The organism is Candidatus Magnetaquiglobus sp., assembly GCF_058402785.1.
Window position 1 is genome coordinate 1 of sequence record NZ_JBZVFG010000038.1, and the last position, 26065, is coordinate 26065.

General features: G+C 62.8%; 25 protein-coding genes and 1 tRNA gene. 11 read left to right on the plus strand and 15 right to left on the minus strand.

Annotated features, from left to right (window positions below; translation table 11 throughout):
• Positions 1-85: 85 nt before the first annotated feature.
• Positions 86-170 (minus strand) — tRNA-Leu (locus ACV4UY_RS12175).
• A 74-nt stretch (positions 171-244) separates the two neighbouring features.
• Here ACV4UY_RS12175 and murI point away from each other — a divergent pair.
• Both murI and ACV4UY_RS12185 read left to right on the plus strand, forming a co-directional pair.
• A complete protein-coding gene (murI, locus tag ACV4UY_RS12180) occupies positions 245-1069 on the plus strand; it encodes a glutamate racemase (protein WP_491607859.1) in 825 nt (274 codons plus the stop codon).
• Between the two features lie 30 nt (positions 1070-1099).
• Positions 1100-1957, plus strand: coding sequence for a tetratricopeptide repeat protein (locus tag ACV4UY_RS12185; RefSeq protein WP_491607860.1), 858 nt, complete (start codon positions 1100-1102; stop codon positions 1955-1957).
• 206 nt (positions 1958-2163) lie between these two features.
• Here ACV4UY_RS12185 and ACV4UY_RS12190 read toward each other — a convergent pair whose 3' ends face one another.
• The 4 genes from ACV4UY_RS12190 to ACV4UY_RS12205 all read right to left on the minus strand — a co-directional run bounded on the left by ACV4UY_RS12190 (position 2164) and on the right by ACV4UY_RS12205 (position 7100).
• Positions 2164-3189 carry a GGDEF domain-containing protein gene (locus ACV4UY_RS12190; RefSeq protein WP_491607861.1) on the minus strand — a complete coding sequence of 342 codons (1026 nt, stop codon included), beginning with the start codon at positions 3187-3189 and terminating at the stop codon, positions 2164-2166.
• 245 nt (positions 3190-3434) lie between these two features.
• Positions 3435-3743, minus strand: a complete 309-nt coding sequence (locus ACV4UY_RS12195) for a two-CW domain-containing protein (protein WP_491607862.1) — start codon at positions 3741-3743, stop codon at positions 3435-3437.
• Between the two features lie 59 nt (positions 3744-3802).
• Complete coding sequence (locus ACV4UY_RS12200) at positions 3803-6163, minus strand: methyl-accepting chemotaxis protein (protein ID WP_491607863.1); 2361 nt, start codon at positions 6161-6163, stop codon at positions 3803-3805.
• Between the two features lie 160 nt (positions 6164-6323).
• On the minus strand, positions 6324-7100 hold the full coding sequence (locus tag ACV4UY_RS12205; protein ID WP_491607864.1) for a sensor histidine kinase: 777 nt from the start codon (positions 7098-7100) through the stop codon (positions 6324-6326).
• A gap of 499 nt (positions 7101-7599) precedes the next feature.
• Between ACV4UY_RS12205 and ACV4UY_RS12210 the strand changes: the two genes are divergently transcribed.
• The 6 genes from ACV4UY_RS12210 (at position 7600) to ahcY (ending at position 13673) form a co-directional block, all read left to right on the plus strand.
• Positions 7600-8163, plus strand: a complete 564-nt coding sequence (locus ACV4UY_RS12210) for a D-glycero-alpha-D-manno-heptose-1,7-bisphosphate 7-phosphatase (protein WP_491607865.1) — start codon at positions 7600-7602, stop codon at positions 8161-8163.
• 41 nt (positions 8164-8204) lie between these two features.
• Complete coding sequence (locus tag ACV4UY_RS12215; RefSeq protein ID WP_491607866.1) at positions 8205-8792, plus strand: D-sedoheptulose-7-phosphate isomerase; 588 nt, start codon at positions 8205-8207, stop codon at positions 8790-8792.
• A gap of 156 nt (positions 8793-8948) precedes the next feature.
• Positions 8949-9479: a SixA phosphatase family protein gene (locus ACV4UY_RS12220; RefSeq protein WP_491607867.1), complete on the plus strand. Its 531-nt coding sequence runs from the start codon at positions 8949-8951 to the stop codon at positions 9477-9479.
• 35 nt (positions 9480-9514) lie between these two features.
• The gene (locus tag ACV4UY_RS12225) at positions 9515-10885 is read left to right on the plus strand and encodes a dipeptidase (protein WP_491607868.1); all 1371 of its coding nucleotides are present in this window, start codon (positions 9515-9517) and stop codon (positions 10883-10885) included.
• A gap of 267 nt (positions 10886-11152) precedes the next feature.
• Positions 11153-12319: a methionine adenosyltransferase gene (metK, locus tag ACV4UY_RS12230; RefSeq protein WP_491607869.1), complete on the plus strand. Its 1167-nt coding sequence runs from the start codon at positions 11153-11155 to the stop codon at positions 12317-12319.
• A 40-nt stretch (positions 12320-12359) separates the two neighbouring features.
• Positions 12360-13673 (plus strand): adenosylhomocysteinase, encoded by a 1314-nt coding sequence (ahcY, locus tag ACV4UY_RS12235; protein WP_491607870.1) that lies wholly within the window; start codon positions 12360-12362, stop codon positions 13671-13673.
• A gap of 435 nt (positions 13674-14108) precedes the next feature.
• On the opposite strand, the gene ACV4UY_RS12240 is transcribed toward ahcY, so the two are convergent.
• The 8 genes from ACV4UY_RS12240 to ACV4UY_RS12275 all read right to left on the minus strand — a co-directional run bounded on the left by ACV4UY_RS12240 (position 14109) and on the right by ACV4UY_RS12275 (position 20437).
• A complete protein-coding gene (locus ACV4UY_RS12240; RefSeq protein ID WP_491607892.1) occupies positions 14109-14276 on the minus strand; it encodes a Trm112 family protein in 168 nt (55 codons plus the stop codon).
• A 34-nt stretch (positions 14277-14310) separates the two neighbouring features.
• A complete protein-coding gene (recO, locus tag ACV4UY_RS12245) occupies positions 14311-15054 on the minus strand; it encodes a DNA repair protein RecO (protein WP_491607871.1) in 744 nt (247 codons plus the stop codon).
• Entirely contained in the window at positions 15038-16018 is a 981-nt protein-coding gene (gene era, locus ACV4UY_RS12250; RefSeq protein ID WP_491607872.1) for a GTPase Era, read from the minus strand. The genes recO and era overlap by 17 nt, the downstream gene beginning before the upstream one ends.
• Positions 16015-16788 carry a ribonuclease III gene (gene rnc / locus ACV4UY_RS12255; protein WP_491607873.1) on the minus strand — a complete coding sequence of 258 codons (774 nt, stop codon included), beginning with the start codon at positions 16786-16788 and terminating at the stop codon, positions 16015-16017. The genes era and rnc overlap by 4 nt, the downstream gene beginning before the upstream one ends.
• Positions 16789-16795: 7 nt before the next feature.
• On the minus strand, positions 16796-17167 hold the full coding sequence (locus tag ACV4UY_RS12260) for a hypothetical protein (protein ID WP_491607874.1): 372 nt from the start codon (positions 17165-17167) through the stop codon (positions 16796-16798).
• Between the two features lie 11 nt (positions 17168-17178).
• Positions 17179-18054, minus strand: a complete 876-nt coding sequence (lepB, locus tag ACV4UY_RS12265) for a signal peptidase I (RefSeq protein ID WP_491607875.1) — start codon at positions 18052-18054, stop codon at positions 17179-17181.
• Between the two features lie 25 nt (positions 18055-18079).
• On the minus strand, positions 18080-19894 hold the full coding sequence (gene lepA, locus ACV4UY_RS12270; RefSeq protein ID WP_491607876.1) for a translation elongation factor 4: 1815 nt from the start codon (positions 19892-19894) through the stop codon (positions 18080-18082).
• A 93-nt stretch (positions 19895-19987) separates the two neighbouring features.
• Positions 19988-20437, minus strand: a complete 450-nt coding sequence (locus tag ACV4UY_RS12275) for a hypothetical protein (RefSeq protein ID WP_491607877.1) — start codon at positions 20435-20437, stop codon at positions 19988-19990.
• A 298-nt stretch (positions 20438-20735) separates the two neighbouring features.
• Between ACV4UY_RS12275 and ACV4UY_RS12280 the strand changes: the two genes are divergently transcribed.
• On the plus strand, positions 20736-20945 hold the full coding sequence (locus ACV4UY_RS12280; protein ID WP_491607878.1) for a type II toxin-antitoxin system HicB family antitoxin: 210 nt from the start codon (positions 20736-20738) through the stop codon (positions 20943-20945).
• 393 nt (positions 20946-21338) lie between these two features.
• Here ACV4UY_RS12280 and ACV4UY_RS12285 read toward each other — a convergent pair whose 3' ends face one another.
• Together ACV4UY_RS12285 and ACV4UY_RS12290 are read right to left on the minus strand one after the other, a co-directional pair.
• The gene (locus ACV4UY_RS12285; protein WP_491607879.1) at positions 21339-23171 is read right to left on the minus strand and encodes an oxygen-binding di-iron domain-containing protein; all 1833 of its coding nucleotides are present in this window, start codon (positions 23169-23171) and stop codon (positions 21339-21341) included.
• 133 nt (positions 23172-23304) lie between these two features.
• A complete protein-coding gene (locus ACV4UY_RS12290; RefSeq protein WP_491607880.1) occupies positions 23305-24132 on the minus strand; it encodes an L-threonylcarbamoyladenylate synthase in 828 nt (275 codons plus the stop codon).
• A 2-nt stretch (positions 24133-24134) separates the two neighbouring features.
• Between ACV4UY_RS12290 and ACV4UY_RS12295 the strand changes: the two genes are divergently transcribed.
• Together ACV4UY_RS12295 and ACV4UY_RS12300 are read left to right on the plus strand one after the other, a co-directional pair.
• Positions 24135-24578 carry a hypothetical protein gene (locus tag ACV4UY_RS12295; RefSeq protein WP_491607881.1) on the plus strand — a complete coding sequence of 148 codons (444 nt, stop codon included), beginning with the start codon at positions 24135-24137 and terminating at the stop codon, positions 24576-24578.
• Positions 24575-25903 carry a hypothetical protein gene (locus ACV4UY_RS12300; protein ID WP_491607882.1) on the plus strand — a complete coding sequence of 443 codons (1329 nt, stop codon included), beginning with the start codon at positions 24575-24577 and terminating at the stop codon, positions 25901-25903. Before ACV4UY_RS12295 ends, ACV4UY_RS12300 begins: the two co-directional genes overlap by 4 nt.
• Positions 25904-26065 lie beyond the last annotated feature (162 nt).

Genomic DNA, 26065 nt, shown 5'->3' on the forward strand with positions numbered 1-26065 from the left:
TGGAACGCCTTGGAAACAAAAAAGCCAGCAACTGTTTAATTTTGCTGGCTTCTTGGATGCTCCTGGAACTCTTTGGAACCTGATTTGGTGCGGATAGCCGGATTTGAACCGGCACGGCGCTAACCACTGCCCCCTCAAGACAGCGTGTCTACCAATTCCACCATATCCGCCTTGACTTTCAAGCCTAGCAGAGGCTTTCATGTTTGGCAATGGTTTTCATTGTTTTCGGTTGGGATGAGGGTGGATGGACAATCAGCGGTACGACGAACGACCGATCGGTCTGTTCGATTCCGGGGTGGGTGGGTTGACCGTGCTCGAGGCCGTGGCACGGCGCTTTCCGGAGGAGAGTTTCCTGTATCTCGGTGATACGGCACGGGTTCCCTATGGCACCAAGTCGGCGCGCACCGTGGAACGCTATACCCTCCAGGTGGCCGACTGCCTGTTGCGGCGCGGGGTCAAGGGGCTGGTGGTGGCCTGCAACACAGCCTCCGCGTTGGGATTGGCTGCGCTGCGCGCTCAGAGTCCGGTGCCGGTGATCGGCGTGATCGAGCCCGGTTGTCGCGCGGCGGTCACCCCGGGTGGTGGGAATCAGCCGCCACGGGTCGGGGTGATCGGCACCCGTTCCACCGTGGCCAGCGGCGCCTATCCCTATCATCTGGCCATGCTCGATCCCGCCATCCAGGTGATCTCCCTGGCCTGTCCGCTTTTCGTGCCGCTGGTCGAGGAAGGGTGGGTGGACCATCCGGCGGTACGCATGATCGTCACCGACACCCTGACGCCGCTTTTTACCCAGAGGCTCGATGCGTTGATCTTGGGGTGTACCCACTATCCGGTCTTGAAGGGGGTGATTGCCGAGACCATGGGGGCGGGCGTGACCTTGATCGATTCGTCGGCGGCGGTGGCCGAGGAGTTGCGTCGGCATCTGGGGGAAGAAATCGCGCCCGCGCCCCGTGGCGCGACACAAAGGCTGGCGTTTCTGGTGACCGACGTGGCGGACCGTTTCAAGGAGACGGCGACCCGTTTCATCTCCGGCATTGCCGTCGATGCGGTGGAGATGGTGGATTTGTGATCGAGGCAACAAGGATGGGAGATGCAGAGGATGTCTGAATCGATGTGGATCCGTGATGTGGATGGCGCCTCCTTCACGCGCGACGTGCTGGAGCGTTCCCGGAGCGTGCCGGTGCTGGTGGATTTCTGGGCCAGCTGGTGCGGCCCGTGTCGCACCCTGGGGCCGATTCTGGAGAAATTGGCCGTGGAGATGGATGGCAGGTTCCAACTGGCCAGGATCGATGCGGATCGCGATCCGGAGTTGGCGCGCCGCCATGGGGTACGGGGGATTCCGGCGGTGAAGTTGTTCGTGGATGGGGAGATGGTGGATGAGTTCACCGGTGCCCTGCCCGAGTCGCAGGTCAGGCGTTTCCTGGATCAGGCGTTGCCCGGCGAGGCGGACAAACGGGTCGGGGCGGGACGTTCCGCCGAGGCGGCGAACGCCTGGGATCGGGCGGCGGATCTCTATCGCCAGGCGTTGGAGCTGGATGGCGGCCATGCGGAGGCGCTGTTGGGCATGGCACGGGTGGCTCTGGAATCGGGTGATCCGGATGGCGCGCGGACGGCCCTGGAGCGTCTGAAGCCCAAGGATCGCGAGCGGGTCGAGGCCAAAACCCTGATCGCCCGGTTGGCCTTTGGCGTCGCGGAGGCGGATCTGGATGTTCTGCGGGCGCGGGTGGCGGAATCTCCGGAGGATCCGGAGGCGCGCATGGCGTTGGGGGAGGCCTTGGTGGCCCGTGAACAGTATGCCGAGGGGATGGAGTGCTTCCTGGAGGTGGTGCGTCGCGATCGGAGTCACGGCGATGACGCGGGACGCAGGGCCCTGCTGCGGGTGTTCGATTTGTTGGGGCCGGGCCATCCGTTGATCCGGAGTTATCGCCAGAAACTCTCCGCGCTGTTGTTTGCGTAGGGGGGGCGGTCGGTTCGGCGGACGCGCTCCTCGCCAGAAACTCTCCGCGCTGTTGTTTGCGTAGGGGGGGGGCGGTCGGTTCGGCGGACGCGCTCCGCATGGCGGTCGCGGTCGGAATCGAGGGGGAGGGGATGCCCCTCCTCGATTCCATCCGGTCGGAAACAGACTCCGGGAGCGCGGGTCGGAACAGACTCCGGGAGCGCGGATCAGAAACAGACCTGCGACCGGCCCGATGCCTTGGCGCGATAGAGGGCCGCGTCGGCGCTCTGCCACCACGCCTCCAGGGTGGTGTGCTCCGGTTTCCAGAGCGACAACCCGACGCTCACCCCGAGGGGCACCGCCTCCGGCGCGCGGATGTTCAGCTCCCGCACCGCCTTGCACAGACGTTCCATGAGCAGATTGGCATTCTCGAGCGTGGTGCTGGGCAGGATCATGGCGAACTCGTCCCCGCCCACCCGCGCCAACAGATCCGAATCGCGCACGATGCGCGCAAAGGTCTTCGACACCTTCTGCAAGACCACATCCCCCTCGCCATGTCCCATGCGATCGTTGATCGCCTTGAAATGGTCCAGGTCCAGACAGGCCAGGACCAGCGGATTGCCGTGGCGGTTGGCATGTGCCATCTCCAGGGCAGAGCGCTCCTCGAAGACCCGGCGGTTGACCAATCCGGTCAAGCTGTCGCGTCGCGCCTGATCGTACAGATCCTCATACGCCAGCGCCCGCTCCAGCGGACCGCGCAGCTCTTCGAGCACCTCGGCCTCCAGATGATCGAACGGCGCGGAGGAGAGTTCGGCGCACTCGTGGATCACCAGCAGACAGTCGTGACCGTTCGGATCCAGGGGCCACAGGTGGTAATACCGCGCCACGCTGGTCAGACAACCGGAACGTTTTTCGTTCAAGGGGTGCCGCATCAGCTCCTGGGCGATCTCCCGCAGCGCCTGCCGGTCCGGCCCGTGACTCGAGCATGCGGTGTGGATGCGGCGGTCGAAGCGACGATAGGCCACCAGATTGTGGGGCATCACCGGCACCAGCCAGCGGGAGATGGCCTCGATCATGGAGTCCAGATCCAGGGACATGCCGAGCTGTCGGTGCAGATCGTAGATCCGTCCAAGCCGTTCGGTCTCCTTGCGATACTCCTCGATCTCCTCGATCAGGGCGCGCGGTTGCTTGGCGAAAAGCGCCGGATTGATCATCGCCTTGCGGCGGTTTTCCAGTGAAATGCTGATTCCCATGGGGTGGCTCCAGACTCGTGACAACGCATGCCAGGGTGCCGGACGGAACCTTCCGCCCGGATGATCGGCTGTTCATTTGGCTTGAAGCCAAGTTCGTGCCAATTTTCCGGGGCGTTTCAAGCGTGGAGTAGAATTTTGATAAGACTTGAAAAAACAGATTGCCCGTCCACGGTTGGCCACCAGGGGGAGGCAGGATGAACCGGCAGCAATTGCCGGGTTATCGCATCCTTGAAAAGGTGAGCGGCTCAATCGAACCGTTTTTTCTCCTGGAATGTCGCGCCCTCTTCCTGGATGACCTGGGCCTTGAACGCACATTTTTGACACTGCGCCTTCTTGAAATCAAAGGTGCCGCGTTGGTCGTCGCCGGTTCCGCAGGCCGAGAAGGAGCAGAAGGTGCCTTCGATGTTCCAGCAGGCGCGACCGGCGTCGCGTCCGCCGTTGATGCCGTCGTAGGCGCCGATCAGGCTCACCGGGCAGAAGCTGCCGTCCTGATTGGGTGCGTGGCGGCTGCGGCCACAGTTGAAAAACTCCCAGCAGTTTTGTTTGCGAGTCATGATTTCCCCCCCTCATCGTGGTGTGTCTGGCAACTCCCGCGACCGGTCTGGCGGCGGGATCATCTCGTGCCGGCGGCCTCCATGTACAGATGATCCAACAGGTCGAACAGCCGGTCCTTGATGGCGTTGAATTCGGTCATTTTCGTCTCCGCGGCGGCGGCATCCCCCTGGCTTGCCAATCGGACCGTTTCGCGGGCCACCTCGTGGACCTCCAGGTGGACTTCGCCCACCTGATGGAAAATGTCGAGCGCGCCGAAGCGGGATGTGCCGTCGCTGTAGTACCACTTGCCGAAATCGCACTCCCGTCCGCTGGCCACCTGTTCGGGTTTCAGGTCGCTGCGTCCGCGAATGACGTTTTCCAGTTTTCCGAGCCATTTGAGGTGGGCATTCTTGATCTTTTCCACCGGGAAGGGTTCGGGGTGCAAGGTGAGATCGCGCACCGAATGTTCGAGTTTGCGACCCGGCACCGCCACCGAGTCGATGAGCAGGGAGACGTGGTGGATGGTGCCGTTGACCAGATAGGCGGTCCGGGAGATCTCGCCCACCTTGTGGTTGGCGCTGGTGGTGGCCGAGGCGGCCTGGGCGGCGGAGTGGACCACCTCCAGGGAGGCGGCGTGGATCGCCTCGCCCTGGCGTGCCAGCAGATTGGCGGCGGTGGAGGCCTCGCCCGCCGCGCGGGCGACATCCGAGGCGCCGAGGGCCGCCTCCTGGGCCGACCGCACGATGTCGCGCGCGCCGCCGTCCAGTTCGGCGGACGAACCGGTCACCTCGCGGGAGGCGGTCGAGACCGCCATGATCGCCTCCGAGATCTCCGTCACCCGCAACACCTGTTCATCCACCGCATCGGTGATCTCCAGGTTGGATTGATCGATCCGCTCGATGGCAAAGGCGATCTCCTGATTGGCCAGGGCCACCTCCTGGGTATGGGCCTGGATCTCGCGGATCTTGCCGGCGATCAGACGGGTCGCCTCGCCGGTGCGGCGCGCCAGATCCTTGACCTCGTTGGCCACCACCGCGAACCCCTTGCCGGCGTCCCCGGCCCCGGCGGATTCGATCGAGGCGTTGAGGGCCAGCATGTTGGTCTGGTTGGCGATGTCGTTGATCAACTCCAGCACCTGATCGATCTGTTGCGCGGAGTGGGCCAGCCGGGTCATGATCTCCTGGCTCCCCTGAGCCTTGTCGTTGGCCTGGCGGGATTGGGCTCCGGCGTCCAGACACCGTTGACGCACCGCGTCGATCGAGCCGGTCACCGCGCCGATCGCGTCGGCCACCGCGGCGATCGAACCATCCACCTGGGAGAGGTTCCGGTTGACATCCGCCACGTTGTCCAGGATGTGTTCCGCCGCGTCCGACATGGCGTGGATGTTGTGGCTGGCCTGTTCGGCGCTCGAGGCGATGGAGGTGATGTTGGCCGAAAGTTCTTCGGTGGCCGCCGACATGGTGCCCACCTGTTCGGTGGCCTGTTGGATGGCCTCCTGGATCGCCGACACTTGCCGTTCCACCAGGTGGTGATCCCGGGCGGTCTGATCGGCGAGGCGGAAACTGTGTTGCGAGTCTTTGGAGAGCACGTCGCGCACGTCGATCAGATCGGTGATGCAGGCGGCCATGGAGTGGGTTTGCAGGAAGACCTGGCGGATGGTATCCCGAAAGCGGATGGTCATGGCGTTGAAGTCTCGGGCGATGCGTCCCAGATCATCCACCTTGCCGTCCGGGACGGGGATCAGGTGGGTGAGATCGCCGTCGGCGATGCGGGTGATCGCCTCGCGCAGCAGGGCCAGGGGACGTTGCACGCCGCGGCCCAGAACCAGGTGGATCACCAGGATCAGCAGAGGAATGGCACCGGCCATGAGCAGCAGGGCGATGGCGCGCGCCTCGGCGACCCGGTTTTCGCTGGCCTGACGCGACACGGACAGCAGGAACACCCCGCGCAGGGGATGTTCCGTGCCGTGACAGGCCTGACATGGTTCGTGGTTGGGGATCGGCGCCAGGATGGTGGTGCGTCCGATGCCGTTCGGACCGGTGACGTCGAGCAGCAGGGTTTTCTGATCGGCGAGGGTCTGTTGGAATGGGGCCTTGAGCATCGGATCGAGAGGCATCCCCTCGGTTTCGGGACGGAACGCCTCGCTGCCGTTGACGCGGAAGATGCGCAGTGTTTCCAACCCTTCCACATGCTTGAGCCGGTCCAGGTAGTCGTGGGCCATGCTGGCCTGGCCGGCCAGCATGATGGCCTGGAGCCCCTGGGTGGCGGTTTCGGCGATGCGACCGATGGCGTTGCGGTTCTCCTCCATCAGCGCCTGGTGCATGAGATGGAGCTGGATGCCGCCAAGGAGCAGCAGGGCGATGGTGCCGACCGTGCCGGTCAAGAACAGGATCTTGCGACTGACCGACTGGCGGATGTGATCGACGAGCGGGAGTTTCACGGTAGAGATCCGATGGTGTTTTTTGGGGTGCGCGTGACGATTGGATTCGTCAAGGATCGGCGCTTGATTCTATTGTGGTTCGATCGGGGATCGTTCCGGAAAAGAATGGATAAATCGTTGATGATTTTGACAACCATATTAGACAAATTGACGACAGATGTCAATGATGGCATTGAGAAAAAGGTATTTCGAAATTAAATGTTGACAATTCCGATGGTGTGCATCGCACCTTCAAGGTTCCGCCCAGCAGCCGGATCCACGCCCTGGCGATGGCCGGTCCGAAACCGGGTGGGTTGGGGAGTCTGGGCAGGGCGTCGGCGTGGGCGCGCAACGGTTTGAAGAGGCTTTTGCATTGGAGTTCGTTGAGAAGGCATCCCGAGGCGCGGATGGTGCCGCGCAGCAGGGAGGTTTGGGCCTTGATCGGGGTGAAATGGAGATCCGCGTGGATTTCGCCGCGCGGGGCCAGTTTCAGGGCCAGTTCGAGGAGGCGGGCGAGGGAGTGACGCGCATGGATCGCGTCGCCATGCAGACGCTTCGGGAGGGTGGCGGGTGGCGGGGTGAGAAAATCGCTCCCCGCGGCACGGGACTGGATGGCGAAGGTGTCGTACAGTTCGGCCAGCAGTATTTCTGGCGAAAAGGGTTCGGGTCGTGGTCGCGCCGCGCCGCTGGCCAGCAGGCTGTATTCGAGCATGTCGTCGAGGAGGGCGTGCATCGCCAGTCCGGAGTCGTGGATCATCGAGGCTTGACGGCGCGCCTTCTGGAGATCATCCGTCTGTTGCAGCAGATCCGCCAGGCCGAGGATGACGTTGAGCGCGGTGCGCAGTTCATGGCTGACGGCGGCCAGGCAGTGGATTTCGGCCTGGGGCGGACAGGGGGTGTCGTCCGAGGGGGGCGGAGGGTTGTTGGACGGGATCGGCTCGGTGGGGATGTTGGGCATGGGGCCTTCAGCTTGGGGTGCGGCGTGGACGACGGGGGTCGGGCGCCGGGAAAGGGTGGTGATCCTGAAGAGAATGCGAGTACGGTGCCAAATGGTTGTCCCGTGTGTTGTGACGCGCATCGCGGGCCGGTTCCGGTATGCAAAGCTGCGAGGATGGAGCTGGAAGAATCCCAAGGAAGGGGTCGTGAGGAAATTGACGCTCCAGGGTTGGATGTGATAATTTACCGTGGAAACTCCCGAAGGGAGGTCCCACGGTAAGGGGGGTGGGGGAGTTCTCCCCCCATCATGCCAGTTTGGAAACGACTCCCGTATTTTGCACGCAGCCTTGCGAGAAATGACGCATCCCAAAATGGGGGCGGTTTTAAGTCACCTTGATCGTCCCGCCAGGGCGGACGCAGTGTTCGCAAGGTCGGACGATGGGACGCGCGCAACCATGACAGAGCCTGAATCTCCCCACATCCCAGCGATGGACCTCACCCGCAGGGCGGATGCCCCGATCGTGGCCCCTCCACGCGGGCCGGATGCCGCCAGGGCGCTGTTTCTGGACCGGGATGGGGTGATCAACATCGATCACGGCTATGTCCATCAGGAAGAGCGGTTCGATTTCATCGACGGGATCTTCGATCTGACTCGCGCCGCCTGTCGGCTCGGCCATCGGGTGGTGGTGGTGACCAACCAGTCCGGCATCGCCCGCGGCTACTACACGGAAAGCCGCTTTCACGCCCTCACCGACTGGATGCGCGCCGTCTTCGAACGCGAGGGGAGCCGCATCGACGCGGTTTATTTCAGCCCGTTCCATCCCACGAAGGGGATCGGTCCGTACCGGTGCGAGGATCCCTCCCGCAAGCCGGGACCGGGGATGATCCTCCAGGCTGCCCGGGAGTTGAATCTCGATCTGGCCGGATCGCTCCTGGTCGGTGACCGGTTGAGCGACATCCAGGCCGCGGCGGCGGCTGGGGTGGGACGCGCCCTGCTGTTGGTCCATCCTCCGGAGACCGCTCCGGAGGATCCCCCTTGTCCGGTGATCGCCAGCCCGCGCGACGCGATCTCCTGGTTGATGTGAGTTGCTCGGAAATGTCGGATACCTTAACAGGAGTTGAGAAGATGAGTACCCCATGGACGGAACGGATTCGCGCCGAGATCGAAGCCTCGATGCGCGTCAAGAGCGCCATTCTGCGCGATTTCACCCTCATCGGCCAGATCGAGTCCCTGGCCAGCGATTGTGTGGCCTCCCTCAAGGGGGGCGGCAAGATCATCTTCGCCGGCAACGGCGGCAGTTTCGCCGATGCCCAGCATCTGAGCGCCGAGTTGACCGCGCGTCTCTGCTACGATCGGGCGCCGGTGGCTTCGATGGCCCTGGGCACCAACAGTTCGGCGATCAGCGCCATTGGCAACGACTACGGCTACGAGCAGGTATTTGCGCGCGAACTCGATGCCCTGGCACGGGAGGGGGATCTTTTCATCCCGATCACCACCAGCGGCAACAGTCCGAACATCCTGGCCGCGGTGGAGGTGGCCCGGCGTCGCGACGTGACCTGCGTGGGTCTGACCGGCCAGGCGGGCGGCAAGCTCTACACCCTGTGCGACTGCATCCGCGTCCCCTCCTCGGAGACTACCCGCATCCAGGAGAGCCACATCATGATCGGCCATATCCTCTGCGCACTGGTGGAGCGTACCCTTTTCCCGCGTTGAGCGGGGGCCATTCCGGACCTCGTGGGGGACCCCGGCGGGATGGGGTTCCCCTAGTTTCATGAAGTGGGTGGATTTCCTGGTCTTGACAGGTGGTAAATCGGCGTTTATTCTGTAACTCTCCCTTTTTATCACCATCGGGCATGGGATATCCCCACCATGAAACGTCAACTGATCATCATGCGCCACGCGAAATCGGCCTGGGACACGGATGCGGCATCGGATTTCGAACGCCCCCTGGCCAAGCGCGGTCTGCAGGACGCCCCCCGCATGGGTCAATGGTTGTCGGATCGCGGTCTGATCCCCGACAGCATCGTCAGTTCGCCGGCCCTGCGCGCCAAGCAGACCATCCTCGAAGTGTGCAAGGTGCTCGACATCAAGAAAAAGGCGGTGCTGTGGGATGCGCGCATCTATGGTGCCGGCACCGAAGAGTTGCTTGAAGTCTTGGCCGAACTCCCCAAACAGACCGGGACCGCCATGATCGTCGGCCACAATCCGGGCCTGGAGATGCTCTTCGACTATCTGGTGAATCACGCCATGGAGCTTGCCGGCGTGGAAGAAGGGGGCGAGGCCGGGGCGATCAAAACCGCCACCATCGCCCATCTGGAGCTTCCCAACGACTGGTCGCATCTCACCCCTGGATGCGCCACCCTCGTCAATCTGATCTCGCCGCGTCAGCTGGCCGAATGACGGGCATCCCGTTCGCCCGCGAAGCGGAGCTTCCAATGCGGACCATCCTCGAACACCTGCGCGCCACCGAGACGGAGCGTCTGAACCAGTTCATCGACTGGTTGCGGATCCCGTCGATCTCCAGCCATCCCGAAAACCAGCCGGACATGCGGACCGCCGCTGCCTGGTGCGCCGGTTTCCTGCGCGAGGCCGGCCTGGACGGGGTGACCATCCATCCGACCGCCGGCCATCCGATCGTCACCGCCAGTTGGCGGCGCGCGTCGGATGCGCCGACCCTGTTGATCTACGGCCACTACGACGTGCAGCCGGTCGATCCGTTGGCGTTGTGGGAGGCCGGCCCTTTCGATCCCGTGGTGCGCGACGACCGGATCTTCGCCCGCGGCAGCGCCGACGACAAGGGACAGATCCTGATGCACATGCAGGCCGTGGCCGCGACTCTGGCGGTCACCGGCAGTCTGCCGATCAACGTGGTGTTCCTGATCGAGGGAGAGGAGGAGATCGGCAGTCCGAATCTGCCCGGTTTTCTGGTGGCCAACCGGGAGTTGTTGCGTGCCGATCTGGCGGTTGTTTCCGACACCTGCCAGTGGGCCGAGGGGATTCCGGCGATCACCGCCGGGTTGCGTGGTCTGGCGGCCCTCGAGATCGAGGTGAGCGGGCCGGGACGCGATCTCCATTCCGGCAGTTTCGGCGGCGCGGTGGCCAATCCTCTGGAGGCTCTGGCGCGCATGCTCGCCACCTTGAAGGACGAACGGGGCGTGATCCGGGTGCCGGGTTATCTCGACGACGTGCGCCTCCCGACCCCCGTCGAACGGGCCCGCGTGGTCGAAATCCCCTTCGAGGAGTCGGACTTCTTCAACGCGATCGACCTGGAGTCGGGCGCGGGCGAGGCGGGCTATTCGACCCTGGAGCGACTTTGGTACCGCCCGACCATCGAGATCAACGGCCTGTGGGGCGGTTACATGGGACCGGGCTCCAAAACGGTCCTGCCGGCCCGCGCCCACGCCAAACTCTCCATGCGTCTGGTCCCGGACCAGACCCCGGAGCGGGCCCTGGAGCGGGTGATGGCCCATCTGCGCGCCGTGACCCCGCCGGGGGTGCGCCTCGAACTCTTTCCCAAGCCGGGGGGCGGCCTCCCCTGGCGGCTCGATCCGGAACTGCCGGCGGTCCAGGCGGCGCGCCGCGCTCTTTCCGAGGCCTTCGGTCGCGAACCTCTGATCATCGGCGAAGGGGCGACCATCCCCGTGGTGGCCGATTTCGAACGACTCCTGGCCATCAAGACCCTCCTGGTGGGTTTTTCGCTGCCGGATGCCTGCCCGCATGCGCCGAACGAAAATCTCCATCTGCCCTCCTTCCATGTGGGGACCGAAAGCCTGGTCCGGTTTTTTCAACAGTTGTCGCCGGGGTGACTCCCCGCGCGTGGCGCGCCCGGCAAAACGTCACCCTGCCGGGTGTCCATGGACGGTGACTCCCCGCGCGTGGCGCGCCCGGTCGTCATCCCAGGCGTACGGACGCCGCTTTTTCAGGCTGCCGAGGATCCCAACCTCTGTATTTTTAGGTTGTTCGACACGCGAGAATCGAGTATCCTTCATTTTTTTAATCGGTTTCCTTGCGGGCCCGTCGAGGCGCATCCCGGCGGCATTCCCCTCCCTTTGACCAATCTGGAGTTGCATGGCATGGAGCGAACGTTTCTCTTCTCATCGGAGTCGGTCTCCGAGGGACACCCGGACAAAATGGCCGATCGGATCTCCGATGGCGTGCTGGATGCCATTCTGGCCCAGGAACCCTTGAGCCGCGTGGCCTGCGAAACCCTGGTGACCACCGGCATGGTGGTGGTGGCCGGCGAAATCACCACCCGCGCGGTCATCGACTATCCGACCGTGGCGCGCGAGGCGATTCGCGAGATCGGCTACAACTCCTCGGAGATGGGATTCGATTACGCCTCCTGCGCGGTGCTGGTCTCCCTGGACAAACAGTCCTCGGACATCGCCCAGGGGGTCAACGAGGGCGAGGGGATCGATCTGGATCAGGGCGCCGGCGATCAGGGCCTGATGTTCGGCTATGCCTGCGACGAAACCCCGGCCCTGATGCCCATGCCGATCCATTACGCCCATCGGCTCATGGAGCGTCAGTCCCAGGTTCGCAAGTCCGGTCAGCTCCGCTGGCTGCGTCCGGATGCCAAATCCCAGGTGACGGTGCGCTACGAGAACGGTCGCCCGACAGGGGTCGAGGCGGTGGTGGTCTCCACCCAGCACGACCCGGACATCGCCTACGAGGCGTTGCGCGAGGCGGTGATCGAGGAGATCATCAAGCCGGTGATCCCGGCGGAACTGCTCAGCCCGAAGGTGGTCTACCACGTCAATCCCACCGGTCGGTTCGTGATCGGCGGACCGGTCGGCGATTGCGGGGTCACGGGGCGCAAGATCATCGTCGATACCTACGGCGGGGCCGGACGTCATGGCGGCGGCGCCTTCTCGGGCAAGGATCCCTCCAAGGTGGACCGCTCCTCGGCCTACATGGGCCGTTACGTGGCCAAGAACATCGTCGCCGCCGGCCTGGCCCGGCGTTGCGAGATCCAGGTGGCCTATGCCATCGGCCTTTCCAAACCGGTCTCGCTGATGGTCGATACCTTCGGCACCGGGCGGATCCCGGATGGCCGCATCGAGCAGATCGTGGCCGATACCTTTGATCTGCGTCCCAAGGCGATCACCCGGCAGTTGAACCTGCTGCGTCCCATCTATGCCAAGACCGCAGCCTATGGCCACTTCGGACGCGAACTGCCGGAGTTCACCTGGGAGCGCGCCGACAAGGTGGAGGCGCTGCGCGCCGCCGCCGGTATTTGAACTCACGGAACCTTATACGAACCCTGAAACGAGACGAAACATGACTGCTGCCAACCCTTCCGATTTCCGTGATTACCGCGTGGCCGACATCGGTCTGGCCGAGTGGGGCCGCAAGGAGATCGCCATCGCCGAAACCGAAATGCCCGGCCTGATGGCCCTGCGGCGCGAATACCAGGGACAAAAACCTCTGGCCGGCGCGCGCATCGCCGGCTGTCTGCACATGACCATCCAGACCGCGGTCCTGATCGAGACCCTGGTGGACCTGGGCGCCTCGGTGCGCTGGTCGTCGTGCAACATCTTTTCCACCCAGGATCACGCCGCCTCGGCGATCGCCGCCGCCGGAATTCCGGTCTTCGCCTGGAAGGGCGAAACCGAGGAGGAGTTCTGGTGGTGCATCGACCAGACCATCTTCGGTCCCGATGGCTGGCTGCCCAACATGATCCTCGATGACGGCGGCGATCTGACCCTGGTGCTGCACCGTCCGGAGCACGCGGCGTTGATGGCCGGGATCCGTGGCATCTCCGAGGAGACCACCACCGGCGTTCACCGCTTGCAGGAGATGATGACCGCCGGCATCCTCAAGGTTCCGGCCTTCAACGTCAACGATTCGGTCACCAAATCCAAGTTCGACAACCTCTACGGCTGTCGCGAGTCGCTGATCGACGGCATCAAGCGTGCCACGGACGTGATGGTGGCCGGCAAGATCGCCGTGGTGTGCGGATATGGCGACGTGGGCAAGGGGTGTGCCCAGGCCTTCCGCGGCATGGGTGCCACGGTGTGGATCACCGAGATCGATCCCATCTGTGCCTTGCAGGCCGCCATGGAGGGGTATCGGGTGGTGACCATGGAGGATGCCGCGCCGATCGGCAACATCTTCGTCACCGCCACCGGCAACGTGGATGTGATCACACGCGCCCACATGGACCAGATGCCCGATCAGGCGATCGTCTGCAACATCGGTCATTTCGACTCCGAGATCGATGTCGCCTCGCTGCGCTCCCTGACATGGGAGAACATCAAGCCCCAGGTGGATCATGTGATCTTCCCGGACGGCAAGCGGTTGATCCTGCTGGCCGAGGGACGGCTGGTCAATCTGGGGTGCGCCACGGGTCACGCCAGTTTCGTGATGTCCAACTCCTTCACCAACCAGGTGATGGCGCAGATCGAGTTGTGGAACAATCCCGGCAAGTATCCGATCGGCGTGTATGTGTTGCCCAAGAAGCTCGACGAGAAGGTGGCCCGTCTGCATCTGGGCAAGCTGGGCGTGAAACTCACGGTGCTCTCCGACAAGCAGTCGGCCTACATCGGCGTGTCGGTGGATGGGCCTTACAAGCCGGGGCCGTATCGGTATTAAAAGAGCAAAGTCATCGCGGGGGCGGGGAGCGATCGTTGCCCCCGGCAGAGGTCCGGAGTTTGCGAAAAAACGCTGCGCGTCGCCTTGGCCGCGGCATCGTTTCGCGCCTTTGGCGAAACGATGCCGCAAACATGGCCTGGAAAACGGGCCACCGGAGCTGGCTTAATGCTGACGTGCAATTCGCCCTGAGTCGTTGCCCAAAAGCGGCACCGACTCAGGGCACAGGAGACCGCGCGCTTGCACGATTTTTCGCAAAAAACGCGCAAGCGCTTATCGCAAAAAACGCGCGAAAGGCACAAGAAGAGTCCCAAGGGCGTTGTCCTTGGATCCCACCAGGGGGCCATTGGCCACTGGACCCCGTCGGTTTGACGCTTCTTCGGGGCTTCGTACCGAACCCCGCCAAGGCGTGACTGGCCCCTGTGGACCCCCTCGGTTTCACGCCTCCACGTTCCGCGCCTCATCCACCAACATCACCGGAATCTCGTCGCGGATCGGATAGGCCAACCGATCGACCCGGCAGATCAGCTCATCCGCCTTGGCGTCATACTCCAAGCCCCCCTTGCACTGCGGACAGACGAGAATCTCCAACAACGCCTTGTCGATCATGTTCCCTCTCCTTGAAAAACCAGAAACCCCCTCATCCACGGACCAACTGTCTGAACGACGCATCCGCGCTCATCGGCCTCGGCCCGATGCGATTCAACGCCTCCAGGCCCAACTGGTAGAAAAAAAACATCTCCTCGTGGGACAAACCGCTCAAACGCGGTGGCCAGGAACGATCGGCCATGGCCGCCAACACCGCATCCCCGGCCCTGGGCAGACGATCCGCATAGGGGGCGCCGCACGCCTCGCAAACCGCGCCACCCCGTTTCACCGACACGAAACGCAACCGCGTCCGGGTGCCGCACCCCACACAGTCCCCGGCCCGCCAACCATGCCCGAACAACCCCAGCAGACGGCTGATGCTCCCCGCGGCCACGGCCAGAGGATCGGCACCGCTCTCCAGCGCCGACAGGGCTCCATCCACGCAGTGGAAGATCGCGCCATCCCTCGCGTCATAAGGCATTTCCAGACGGTGTATCGCCTCGAGCAGCAACTGGCCGGCAGACGAAGCCTCGGGCAGGAACGGGAGACGATAGCGCGGCTCGAAGATCTCCGCGCGAACCAGACTGCCGAGAGCATCCGGCGCGCGGGCACGGATCTCGATCGACAGACCGTGAAAGCCGGTCAAGGCGGCACGCACGCCATCCCGTCCCCCCAGACGCGCACCGCGCGCCATGGCGGCGACCACCCCGTGATTCGGGGTCAAAAGCGTCACGATCCATGAGTCGTCGCGAAACGGCACCCGCCGCAACGCCAGGGCCCTATCCGAAATCCGCATCCGACTCCTCGTCCTCTTCCGGATGCACATAGCCCAGATCGGCCAGAATGCGCGCGTCCGCGCTCCAATCCCGTTCGACCCGCACCTGAAGACGCATGAAGATCGGACAGCCGAACTGGTGCTCCAACTCCTTGCGCGCCTGGGCGCCGACCCGTTTGAGCAGTTCGCCGCGGTGACCGATGACGATTCCCTTCTGGGACTCGCGCGCCACCAGGATGTGGGCCTCCAGATCGCGCACCTCCGAGGGCGGGGGACGCTGCTCCCACAGCACCACCCGTACCGCCAGGGCATAGGGAAGTTCCTGGCGCAACAGCATGAAGAGCTTTTCGCGGATCACTTCGGCGATGATGAAGCTCTCCGGCTGATCGGTCCACTGCCCCTCCGGGAAATAGCGAGGTCCCTCGGGCAGGAACCGGACCAGCAGATCCAGAAGACGTTCGACGTTGCGTCCGGTCAGGGCCGAGATCGGCACCACCTCGGCGATGCGTCCGCCGGCCAGCTCCGTGGTGGCGGATACCTTTTCCATCAGGCGGCTGTTCGGGGTGCGATCGACCTTGTTGAAGACCAGGATGACGGGAGCCTCGCCGAGACGGTTGAGGATCTCCCGATCCTCGTCGGTCAACCCGGAGGTGGCCTCGACGAAGTAGAGGGTGACATCGGCTTCGCGACAGGCCTCGAAGGCGGTGCGCACCATCACCTGGTTGAGCAGCACCCGTCCCGGATCGTGGATGCCCGGCGTATCCAGAAAGATCAGCTGTGCTCCCTGGCGTTCGCACACCCCGAGCACGCGACCGCGGGTGGTCTGCGCCTTGGGGGTGACGATGGCCGCCTTGCGTCCGAGCACGCGGTTCAAGAAGGTGGATTTGCCGGTGTTCGGACGACCGGCGATGGCGATGTAGCCGGAACGAAACTCGCCGGGTTGTCTGGATCTGTTGTCGGGCGTTGCCGCCGATGAACCGTTCACTCCGCGTTCTCCTCACGCATGTCGATCCGCTCCATCAGCTCCATGGCATGACGGGCCGCCTCCTGCTCGGCGCGGCGTTTGCTGGGTCCATCGCCGCGTCCCACGATTCCCTCGTCCACCCGACAGGCCACCTGAAAGTGACGTTGGTGCGGCGGGCCGGAGACGTTGAGCAGCGCATAACGGGGCAGGGGACGGGCCATGCCCTGCAACCGCTCTTGCAAGGCGGTCTTGAAATCCTTCAACTCCCCGCCCGGTGAAAAACGCTCCATGCGCGGCGCGAACACCCTGGTGGCCATGCGTTCGGCGCCGGGCCAGCCCCCATCCAGAAAGACCGCGCCAAACAGGGCCTCGATGGAGTTGCCGAGAATGGAGGGTTTATCCCGTCCGCCACTCAGATCCTCGCCGCGACCCAGCCGCAGCCGGGTTCCCAGCCCCATCTCCCGGCCCACCTGACCCAAGGCACGGGTGTTGACCAGCGCGGCACGCCAATGGGAAAGCTCCCCCTCCGGAGAGTCGGGAAAACGGTGGAACAGCAGCCGCGACACCGCCAGATCCAACACCGCGTCGCCCAGAAACTCCAACCGTTCGTTGTGGCGCAGTGGCCACTCCTCGTCGTGGGCGCCATGGGGGGCGGCATCTCCGGAGTCGTCCTGGGCCACGGAACGGTGGGTCAATGCCAGACGCAACATGCCCGGATCGTTGAAGGTGTAATCGAAGTGCGCGGCAAACCAGGCCGTCAGGGAGTCGGTATCGAATGCGTCACGGTTCATGGCAGCGTCACGTTTCGGTCCGATAGGTCCAGGTCCAGGCGCCATGGCCGGGCACATGGAGTTGCGCGCCCCCGAACACCAGGCTCAAGGGAATGGTCTGCGCCACCTCGACCCGATAGCCGGACAGGGTTTTGGTCACTTTGAAAGCCTCCTCCGGCAATCGGGACTGGTCGATTTCGTGACGCACGCGCCGTTTGACCTCATCAAGGGGCAGTCTGGCGTACTCCTTGACCACCCGGTTGGCCAGATCGCGCAGCAGATAGTGATCGTACACCGCCGAACCGACCCCCATGGTCAAGGCCGATCCCACGATCACCAGCACGCAGATCACCATCAGCGTCAGCCAGGCGCCACCCGATTCGCCCGGCCTGGTTGGCATGCCGGAGAGCATCAGCGGATCACCTGTCCAATACGCTCCCAGCGTGGCTTGCCCTCGTAGCGGTCCCACGACCAGAACATCGCCACCGCCCGACCCACCAGGCGATGTTTGGGCACGAAGCCCCAGTAGCGGCTGTCGTTGCTGTTGTCGCGGTTGTCTCCCACCACGAAGTAGTGATCCGGTGGCACCACGAGTTCCAGGGGTGGTTCCATGCCGGCCATGGGCCGCACCAGGATCGGATGGGGATGGTTGCCGAGTTGCTCGATCAGTCGTTGCGATTCGACCTTCTGTTCGAACTCGTTGATGTAGGTGAAGGTGCCATCCACCTGTTGGGCGATGAGCTGTCCGTTGACGAAGACCCGTTTCTCCCGATAGGCGATCTTGTCGCCGGGCAGACCGATGATCCGCTTGATGTAGTCCTTGGTGGGATCCTTGGGGTATTCGAACACCGCGATTTCGCCACGCTCCGGATCGCCGGACATGAAGATGCGCTGGTTGGTGTAGGGAAGGCGGTAGCCGTAGGCGAGCTTGTTGACGAACAGATAGTCGCCGACCAGCAGGGTGGGGATCATCGATCCCGAGGGGATCTTGAAGGGTTCGATCAGGAAGGTGCGCACCATGAAGGCGATGGCGACGGCCATGGCGATCGCCTCGTAGTACTCCGCGGCGGCGCTCCCTCCTTCCAGGAAGGCCTCGCCCTTGACGAGCAGGAAGAGCCCGATGACCAACAGGACGCCGGCGATCAGCGGCGCCCAGGAACGCGAGGCTTCGGGCATGGAGAAGATGCCCATCGAGACCGCGTTGCCGAACACCAGAATGGCGGCGATCACGAACAACACCCCATGCCAGAGATGTCTCCGGCGCCACACCTGTTGTGGATTGACCACCTTCTCCCGCCCTCCTTATCCTTACCTATTCATCGACCTTGAGGACCGCCAGGAACGCCTCCTGGGGGATCTCCACGCGTCCGATCTGTTTCATCCGTTTTTTGCCGGCCTTTTGTTTTTCCAGGAGTTTGCGCTTGCGGGTGATGTCGCCGCCGTAGCACTTGGCGGTGACGTTCTTGCGCAGCGCCTGCACGGTTTCGCGCGCCACCACCTTGGCGCCGATGGCCGCCTGGATGGCCACCTCGAACATCTGGCGGTGGATCAATTCGCGCATTTTCTTCACCAGGTCGCGACCACGGGTCATGCTTTTGTCGCGATGCACGATCACCGAGAGCGCATCGACCGGTTCGCCATTGATGAGGATGTCGAGTTTGACCAGTTCGCCGGGGCGGTACTCCAGAAACTCGTAATCCAGGGAGGCATAGCCCCGCGACACCGATTTGAGCCGGTCGAAGAAGTCGAGCGCGACTTCGTTCATCGGCATCTCGTAGCGCAGCATGGCACGGGTATCCGAGACGTAATGGAGGTCGCGCTGTATCCCGCGGCGGTCGTTGCACAGTTGCAGCAAAGGCCCGACGAACTCGGGCGGGGTGAGGATCGAGGCGAGGATGAAGGGCTCTTCCAGGTGATCGAGCTTGTTGGCCGGCGGCAGGGCCGAGGGGTTGTGGACCTCCTCGACCGTGCCATCGGTGAGATGGGCGCGATAGACCACCGTGGGTGCGGTGGTGACCAGATCCAGGTCGAACTCCCGCTCCAGCCGTTCCTGGACGATCTCCATGTGCAGCATGCCCAGAAATCCGCAGCGCATGCCGAATCCCAGGGCCGGCGAGCTTTCGGTTTCGAAGACGATCGAGGAGTCGTTCAGGGAGAGTTTCTCCAGGGACTCCTTCAAGAGCACGTAGTCCGAGGAGATGGTGGGGTAGAGACCGGCGAAAACCAGGGGTTTGATCTCCTTGAAGCCGGGCAACAGCTCTTCCGCCGGGCGAGCGGCGTCGGTGATGGTATCCCCGACCCGCGCCATCGACACCTCCTTGATGCCGGCCACCACCCAACCCACCTCGCCCGCGGACAAGGTGGAGGTTTCGGTGAGGCGCGGGGTGAAGATGCCGATCTTGTCGAGCGGGTACTCCATGCCGGTGCTCATCAGGCGGATCTTGCGGGTGCGGGTGGCGTTCTCGGTGGAGAGGCGGCCATCGACGATGCGCACCAGGGAGACCACGCCCAGGAAGTTGTCGTACCAGGAATCGACGATCAGCGCCTTCAACGGGGCGCTGGGATCCCCCTTGGGGGGTGGAATGCGGGTGGTGACCGCTTCCAGGATGTCGGGAATGCCGATGCCGCTCTTGGCCGAGGCGAGAATGGCATCCTGGGCATCCAGACCGATGACATCCTCGATCTGTTTGCGCACCCCTTCGGGATCGGCGGAAGGGAGGTCGATCTTGTTCAAGACCGGGATCACCGCCAGATCGTGTTCGAGGGCCATGTAGACGTTGGCGAGGGTCTGGGCCTCGACTCCCTGGGCGGCATCCACGACCAGCAGCACGCCCTCGCAAGCCGAAAGCGATCGGGACACCTCGTAGGAGAAGTCCACATGGCCGGGGGTGTCGATGAAATTGAAGATGTAGGTCTTGCCGTCCTTGGCGCGGTAGTTCAACCGCATGGACTGGGCTTTGATGGTGATGCCCCGTTCCCGCTCCAGGTCCATGCTGTCGAGCACCTGGGAGGTCATTTCACGGGCATCCATGGCGCCGGTGACTTCGATCAGCCGGTCGGCCAGGGTACTTTTTCCATGATCGATGTGGGCAATGATGGAAAAGTTGCGAATCAGATCCAAAGACATGAGCAGGCACGGCCAGGTAGAAGATGCCACTGGACAACCCGCTGATTTGAGGCAGGCGGGTCGCGATTCCCTCCAAGGTCAGGGGTCGCGACTCTATTTATAATCTCCCCGATCGGATTTGGCCAGCTCCACCGTTGCCAAAACAGCGGTTCGATGCAGCAATTCGCGTTCCGAGCCGTTTTCAGGGGCCGTGGAGAGGGAATGGAGGGCCTGATCGCGGGTCTCTTGCAGCCGTTGGCGGGTATCGTCGGACTCCAGGGTCACCTCGTCGTTGAGCAGATCGCGTCCCAGGGCCTCGAGGGTGTCGAGGAGTTCGCCCATCTGTTCGAGCTGCTCGCGGCGTTGATAGGGGGTGGGAGCGCGTTCCCCGTTGGAGGAGACCGAACGGGTGGAGAGAATCGGCATGGCCTCCTGCATGCCGGCGGCGGCAGCCAGGGAGCGGGAAAAATTTACCCCCTCCACCCCGGTTGAGGCAGGTTTTGCCTTGGCGATCGATGCGAGGGCCACGCTCTTGTCGCTCTTTTCCAGGCGGCGAACGGTCATGCACGGTTCTCCCGGTTACGAATGGGTGGTTTGCGCGGGTTCGATGGAACCCACGCGCCGATGCATTTCTTTACATTCAAATGCCGTGCCAAGTCAACGGTTTCTTGATGGGTGGATTCTCCCGACCCATCATGGTTCGGTCACCATGCAACCGTTTGGGTCGCGACTGCTCGACTTGGGGTGTTTGCAAGATATCCTTTTTAGAGTAGACTTTTGAAGGTATTCCCCATCTTGCAAAGAGGACCGACGCATGGGAAAGATGGACAAGCTCCTTAATACCCGCTGGGAGTGATCCACGATGAACCATTATCAAATCATCCTGTATTGGAGCCAGGAGGATAACGCCTTTGTGGCGGAAGTGCCGGAGTTGCCAGGTTGCATGGCCGATGGCCCAACCCGACAGGAAGCAATCGCACAGGCGGAATGCATCATTGACGAATGGTTGCAAACCGCGCGTGAACTCGGGCGTGCCATTCCAGAGCCCAAAGGTAGATTGATGTACGCCTGAGCCTCCAATCGCGGGCAAGACAACCTTTGCGAACGCATGATTCATCCTGAACGACCAATCAATCGCTACCGAAGCCGTTTGGACGGACCCGGACGATGCTGACCGATGAGATGCTCGATCAGGTCATGGAACGCGGGATCTGGCGGATAGGCGGCGCGTGGTCTCCCGCGAAGAGGGTCTGGAGGCTTTTCGTGAAGCGCCGCGGAGGGATAAAGCGGATCCGTCCATCCGGGGAAGCCGGGTATATGGTCAACAGAGAGCTTGGGATCCGGACACCGTTCAATCACCGCATCGACGGCGTGCCTCCCGCGAACTCCCAGTCATGCCAGAATGGATGGGTTCTCCGGGGCAACGTGTCAGGCATGCGCACGTCCCGATCGGGTCCCTGCGGCCCTACTCCTCACCCTGGTGGATCACCACCTTGTTGCGGCCCGTGCTCTTGGCCTGATACAACGCCAGATCCGCCCGTTCGATGGTCTTGTCGATCGGTTCGTTGATATCCCGATAGGCCAGACCGCAACTGATGGTCACCACCCGCTCGTGCATGGGGATCTCGAACTTCTGACTCTCCACCCGTTTGCGGATGCGATTGGCCACCTCGGGCGGCACATGCTTCGGACTGCCGATCAGAAACAGCAGAAACTCCTCGCCTCCCAGACGCACCGGAATATCCACCCCGCGGATGCTGTCCGCGATGATGTGGGCCACGGTGCGCAGCGTCACATCCCCCATGGCGTGACCATAGGTGTCGTTGACCGACTTGAAGTGATCGATATCAAAAGCCAGGACCGTGATCGAGGCGTTGGCGTCGCGGTCGTGGATGCGACACAGGCGCGACATGGCCTCCTGCATGTAGTAGCGGGTGTAGAGATTGGTCAGGGGATCGCGGATCGAACGTTCGTAGGAGCGTTTTTGCTCCATGTCCATGACGCGGAAGATGATCTCCCGTTCCACGGCCACGCCGAGGGGGATGCTCAACTGGGTGAGGATGTGGGCCATCTCCTCGTCCACGTCGAGATTATCGCGCAGACGGAACAACACCACGGCCTGCACCGTGTCGTTCTGGGGGGAGAAGAGCGGCAGGATCAGCATCATCCGGATGGGATCGCCGTTGGGCTGGCGCGCTTCGCCGGTGTAGGGGACGATCAGATAGGGACCGGCCTGGTCGCGCTGCCAGTGGTCGCGCCGCATGCCGAGAAAGGCGCGACATGCCGCCGGCGCCTGGGCGATGGTGCCGCGAAATCCGCTTTCCGGCGCCAGATGCAGGGTGTCGCCGGACTCGGTGGTGGCGAAGAACTCCAGATCCGTCACCGGGATCAACGGCTTGGCCAATTCGAGGATCCGGGCGGCCACGGCACTGAAATCCCGTTGCACCATCAGGGTTTGCATCATTTCGCGCAGCATGTGGTTCAAACCCGACAGGCGCCGGTAGTCGGAGTTGGTGCGCGTGAGCAGGAACAGGCCGCAGTCGAGGCTCTTCAACCGGTCGAACATGAAACGCACCAGATGTTCCGGAATCAGCGAGCCGTGTTGCGGCGCGATCAGACGGATGGGCAGGGACTCCATGTTCGCCAGACCGTGGCGCAGGATCTCCTGGCTGGGCATGTAGTGTTCGTGAAAGAACTGGATCGCCTCGAAGGCCCGTTCGTCCCGGGCGAACAGCGGCGTATCCTTGGAGAGTCCGCCGAACAGGTCGCTGGAGAAAAGGGTTCCGGTGGCCTGGTCGAAGGTGCAGAAGGCGCCGCTGAAGTGCAGGTAGGGGGTAAAGAGGAATTGCAGGCGTCGTCCGCCCAGATCCAGTTCCCAGCGGCGTTCCTCGACGCAGGCGAGCGGCAGTTTTTTGAGCCCCAGGTGTTTGAGCAGGGCGTTGGTGCGCCAATGGCTCAACACCACCGCATCCGGGCGGGTGATCAGCGGATCCAGAGAGGGCAGGATGCCGGTGATATCCGGGTCCTGGTGGTGGCAGATGAAATAGCGGATCGACTCCAGGGGGATGATCTCGCGGATTTTTCGGAGTGTGGTGTCGAAGGTGAGCACCGAGCCGGGATCGAGCAGCACCGATTGATCGCCGTGTTCGATCAGGTAGGGGTGGCACTGAAACGGATCGTCGGCGAAGTGGTGTCCGACCCACCAGACGCGATGGGCGATCTCGATGGCGTGCTCGAGTTCGTCGGGGGTGGGTTCGCGGCAGGGGAAAACCCGGTTGTTCAACGAGGCATCGGACATGCGTCAACTCTTATTTTGTAACGGTTTTTATTTGGCGAACCGCTTGTCTTGCATCATTATAATGTGCCACGTCCACGGATGCGCGGCAATGGCTTTTTTCGGGGATTTTGAGCCCTGGGTTGGAATGGTGCTTTCACGCTCCGCCGAGGTCGGCAAGGTGCGGTCGCAGCAGGTCGATGGAGATGGCGCCGGGGCGCAGCAGGGTGGCCTGGTCCCCATCGACGCGCAGCAGGGTGGAGGGGAGGGCATTCGGGCGGATCGGGCCATCCAGGACCACCAGTTTTTCGTCGGGCCAGATGGCGCGCACCCCTGCCGCGGTGTCGGATGGCACCCCGCCGGCGCGGTTGGCGCTGGTGGAAATGAGGGGTTTGTGCCAGGCGGCGAGCAGTGCGCCGACGATCGGGGAGGGGGAGTGGCGCACGGCGACAAAACCGCTGCTGCCGGTCAGGAATGGCGGCAGGTCGGGTCGAGCCGGCAGGACCAGGGTGAGGGGGCCGGGCCAGAATCGTTTCATCAGCTTGGAGGCCAGCGGAGCGGGCGGGAGAATCAGGGAGTCCAGGCTGGTCTGGTCGTGGATCAGCAGGATGAACCCCTTGTCCATCGGACGCTCCTTCATGCGAATCAGTCGATCCAGGGCTGCGGGATTCCAGGGGTCGGCGGCGAGTCCGAACAGGGTTTCCGTGGGCAGACCGATGACCCGGCCTTGACGCAGGGCGGTGAGGGCGGCTTGGAGCATAGAAGATGAACTCTGGAGTGATGGTTGAACTCTGTTATTAATAAAAGCAACGTAAGATGCGCTAAAATTGATTCTGGATATGAACGGCACGGTTCTTGACTTGTTCCTGATTCTGTTTGTATTAGGCTGCCTTGGTTGATGGGTACGGAACATGCAGGGCATGGGCAAGACGCTTGACTCGGGATGGGCTGATTGGCTACCATCATTCTCAGAGTATGCAATCATACTTGAATCATGAAATCACGACGCCTAAACGATTCAATCCAACACGGAAGATGCGTCCCCCTCCCGTGTTGGATCCCGAGAAAAGAGATCTCGCCGACTTGGCGAGAAAGATCAGCCATGGCGGTAATCCCGAGCATAAACGCAATCCGGGTGATTTTGGCCTGACGCCACCGAGTTCACCCAGACCAGGAAAGACCCTCTGTGATGCGATCCATATCGTATCACGCAAGGTGGCAATCGAGCTACTCCAAGAGGGTATGCGGCGGGGACTGATCAGCGAAGCCCGGCAAGGCGCGTGGCCACAGAACATCTGGGCGGTCGATCCGCAGGGCAACGCGCTGGAAGCGCAACTGGAGAATCCGGAGCGCGGGATCTATCACGGATACCCGATGCCAGAGCTGGATCCATTCCGTCAAGAAGTCCTGAAACGTTGGAAAACCTCATGAATGCCTCCTTCATCATCCAGCCGAGATGGGAACCTGCCTTTCATGGCAGCGAAGAGATCCGGCAGACCTCGGCCCTCTTGCGGATTGCCGTCAACGGTCATCTCGCAACCCGTGTCGATAACGATTGGGCGCGGTCGACCCACGAGGAGGTGATGCTCTCTGCCTATCCCCTGGCCATGTGGCTGGCAGCCTCGTGGTGGCGTTTGCGTTGGGAACCCACACCCGACACACCGAGTGTCGAATGGCGCATGGCCCATGAATTGAGTGGGGCTGGCCATGGCTATCTCTGGCCACCCCTGCGCGTCGAAACCGATGGCGCATCGGTCACCGTGCATTGTGCTCCTTCTTCTAAGGATGTCGGGGAGCCGATCCGTTATCTGTCCACCTTCCATGAATCCATGCCGGTCGAGGATTTCATGCGCGGTGTTTCGGTATTCATCGATACCGTGATCGCGCGGTTGGAGGGTCTGGGCCTGCGCGATACCGAGTTGCACGGGTTGTGGCGGGCGGTCACCGCCGAGTGGTCTGACCCGGAAATGGCTGAATATCGAAAGCTTGAGGCCCTGTTGGGGTTTGAACCCGACGAGGGGCCAGAATCCTGGCTGGAAGAGTTCAGACAGCTTGCGCAAAGAATCGGCGAGGGGGCGACGGCGGAGATTACCGCCGCATGCGCGGGCCGTGATGCTGTCGGGCGGCTGGCAAAGGTGATGCGGTGCGTGGAACAGCGAGGGGTCGAAGGTGGTTTCGGCACCATCGTCGGGTTTGGGAATCGTTGGCGGACATCGCCGGTTTTCCTGGCACAGCCGTGGGAGCAGGGGCGATCCTTGGCCCGTGACCTGCGTGATCTGTTGGGATTGGGTCTACAGCCGGTATCTGACAACCTGTTGTTGACAATTCTGGAGATGCCGAAGAGTACGATCGACGAAAAGGAGGCGCCGATGCATGACGCCCGTTTGGGCGTTGCCGTCCGGGAGGGGGAGCGTGATCGGGTCCGTGTTCTGTTCCAGAAACGGTCTCCAACGGGTCGGCGGTTTGAATTGGCGCGATGGCTGGGGGATGGGGTGTGGGCCTCGGCGCACGACCGCTGGTTGCCATCCACCGAGGCCAAAACCGCCCGTCAGAGGAGTCAGAGGGCCTTTGCCGCCGAATTTCTCGCGCCGATCCAGGCGTTACAGGCGTTCCTGGGTGATGATCTGGCCGATGAGGAGCGCATTGAAGAGGCTGGCGACTATTTTGCGGTTTCCCCTCGGTTGATCCAGTCTTCCCTGGTCAATCATGATCTGGTGGCGCGCGATCGTTTCGGACTTGGATCTTCCTTCGCATGAAGTCGGGGGTGTTCCCATGGACACCCCCGACTTCATGGTCGCATCCGTTTTTAAGGCTCGACATTGATCACGTTGACAATGCGGGTTTGCTTCCGATCGCTCCCATCGCAGATACATCTCAGTTTGGTGATGCGTTGTCTACGCACCAGATGCCGCTCAGAG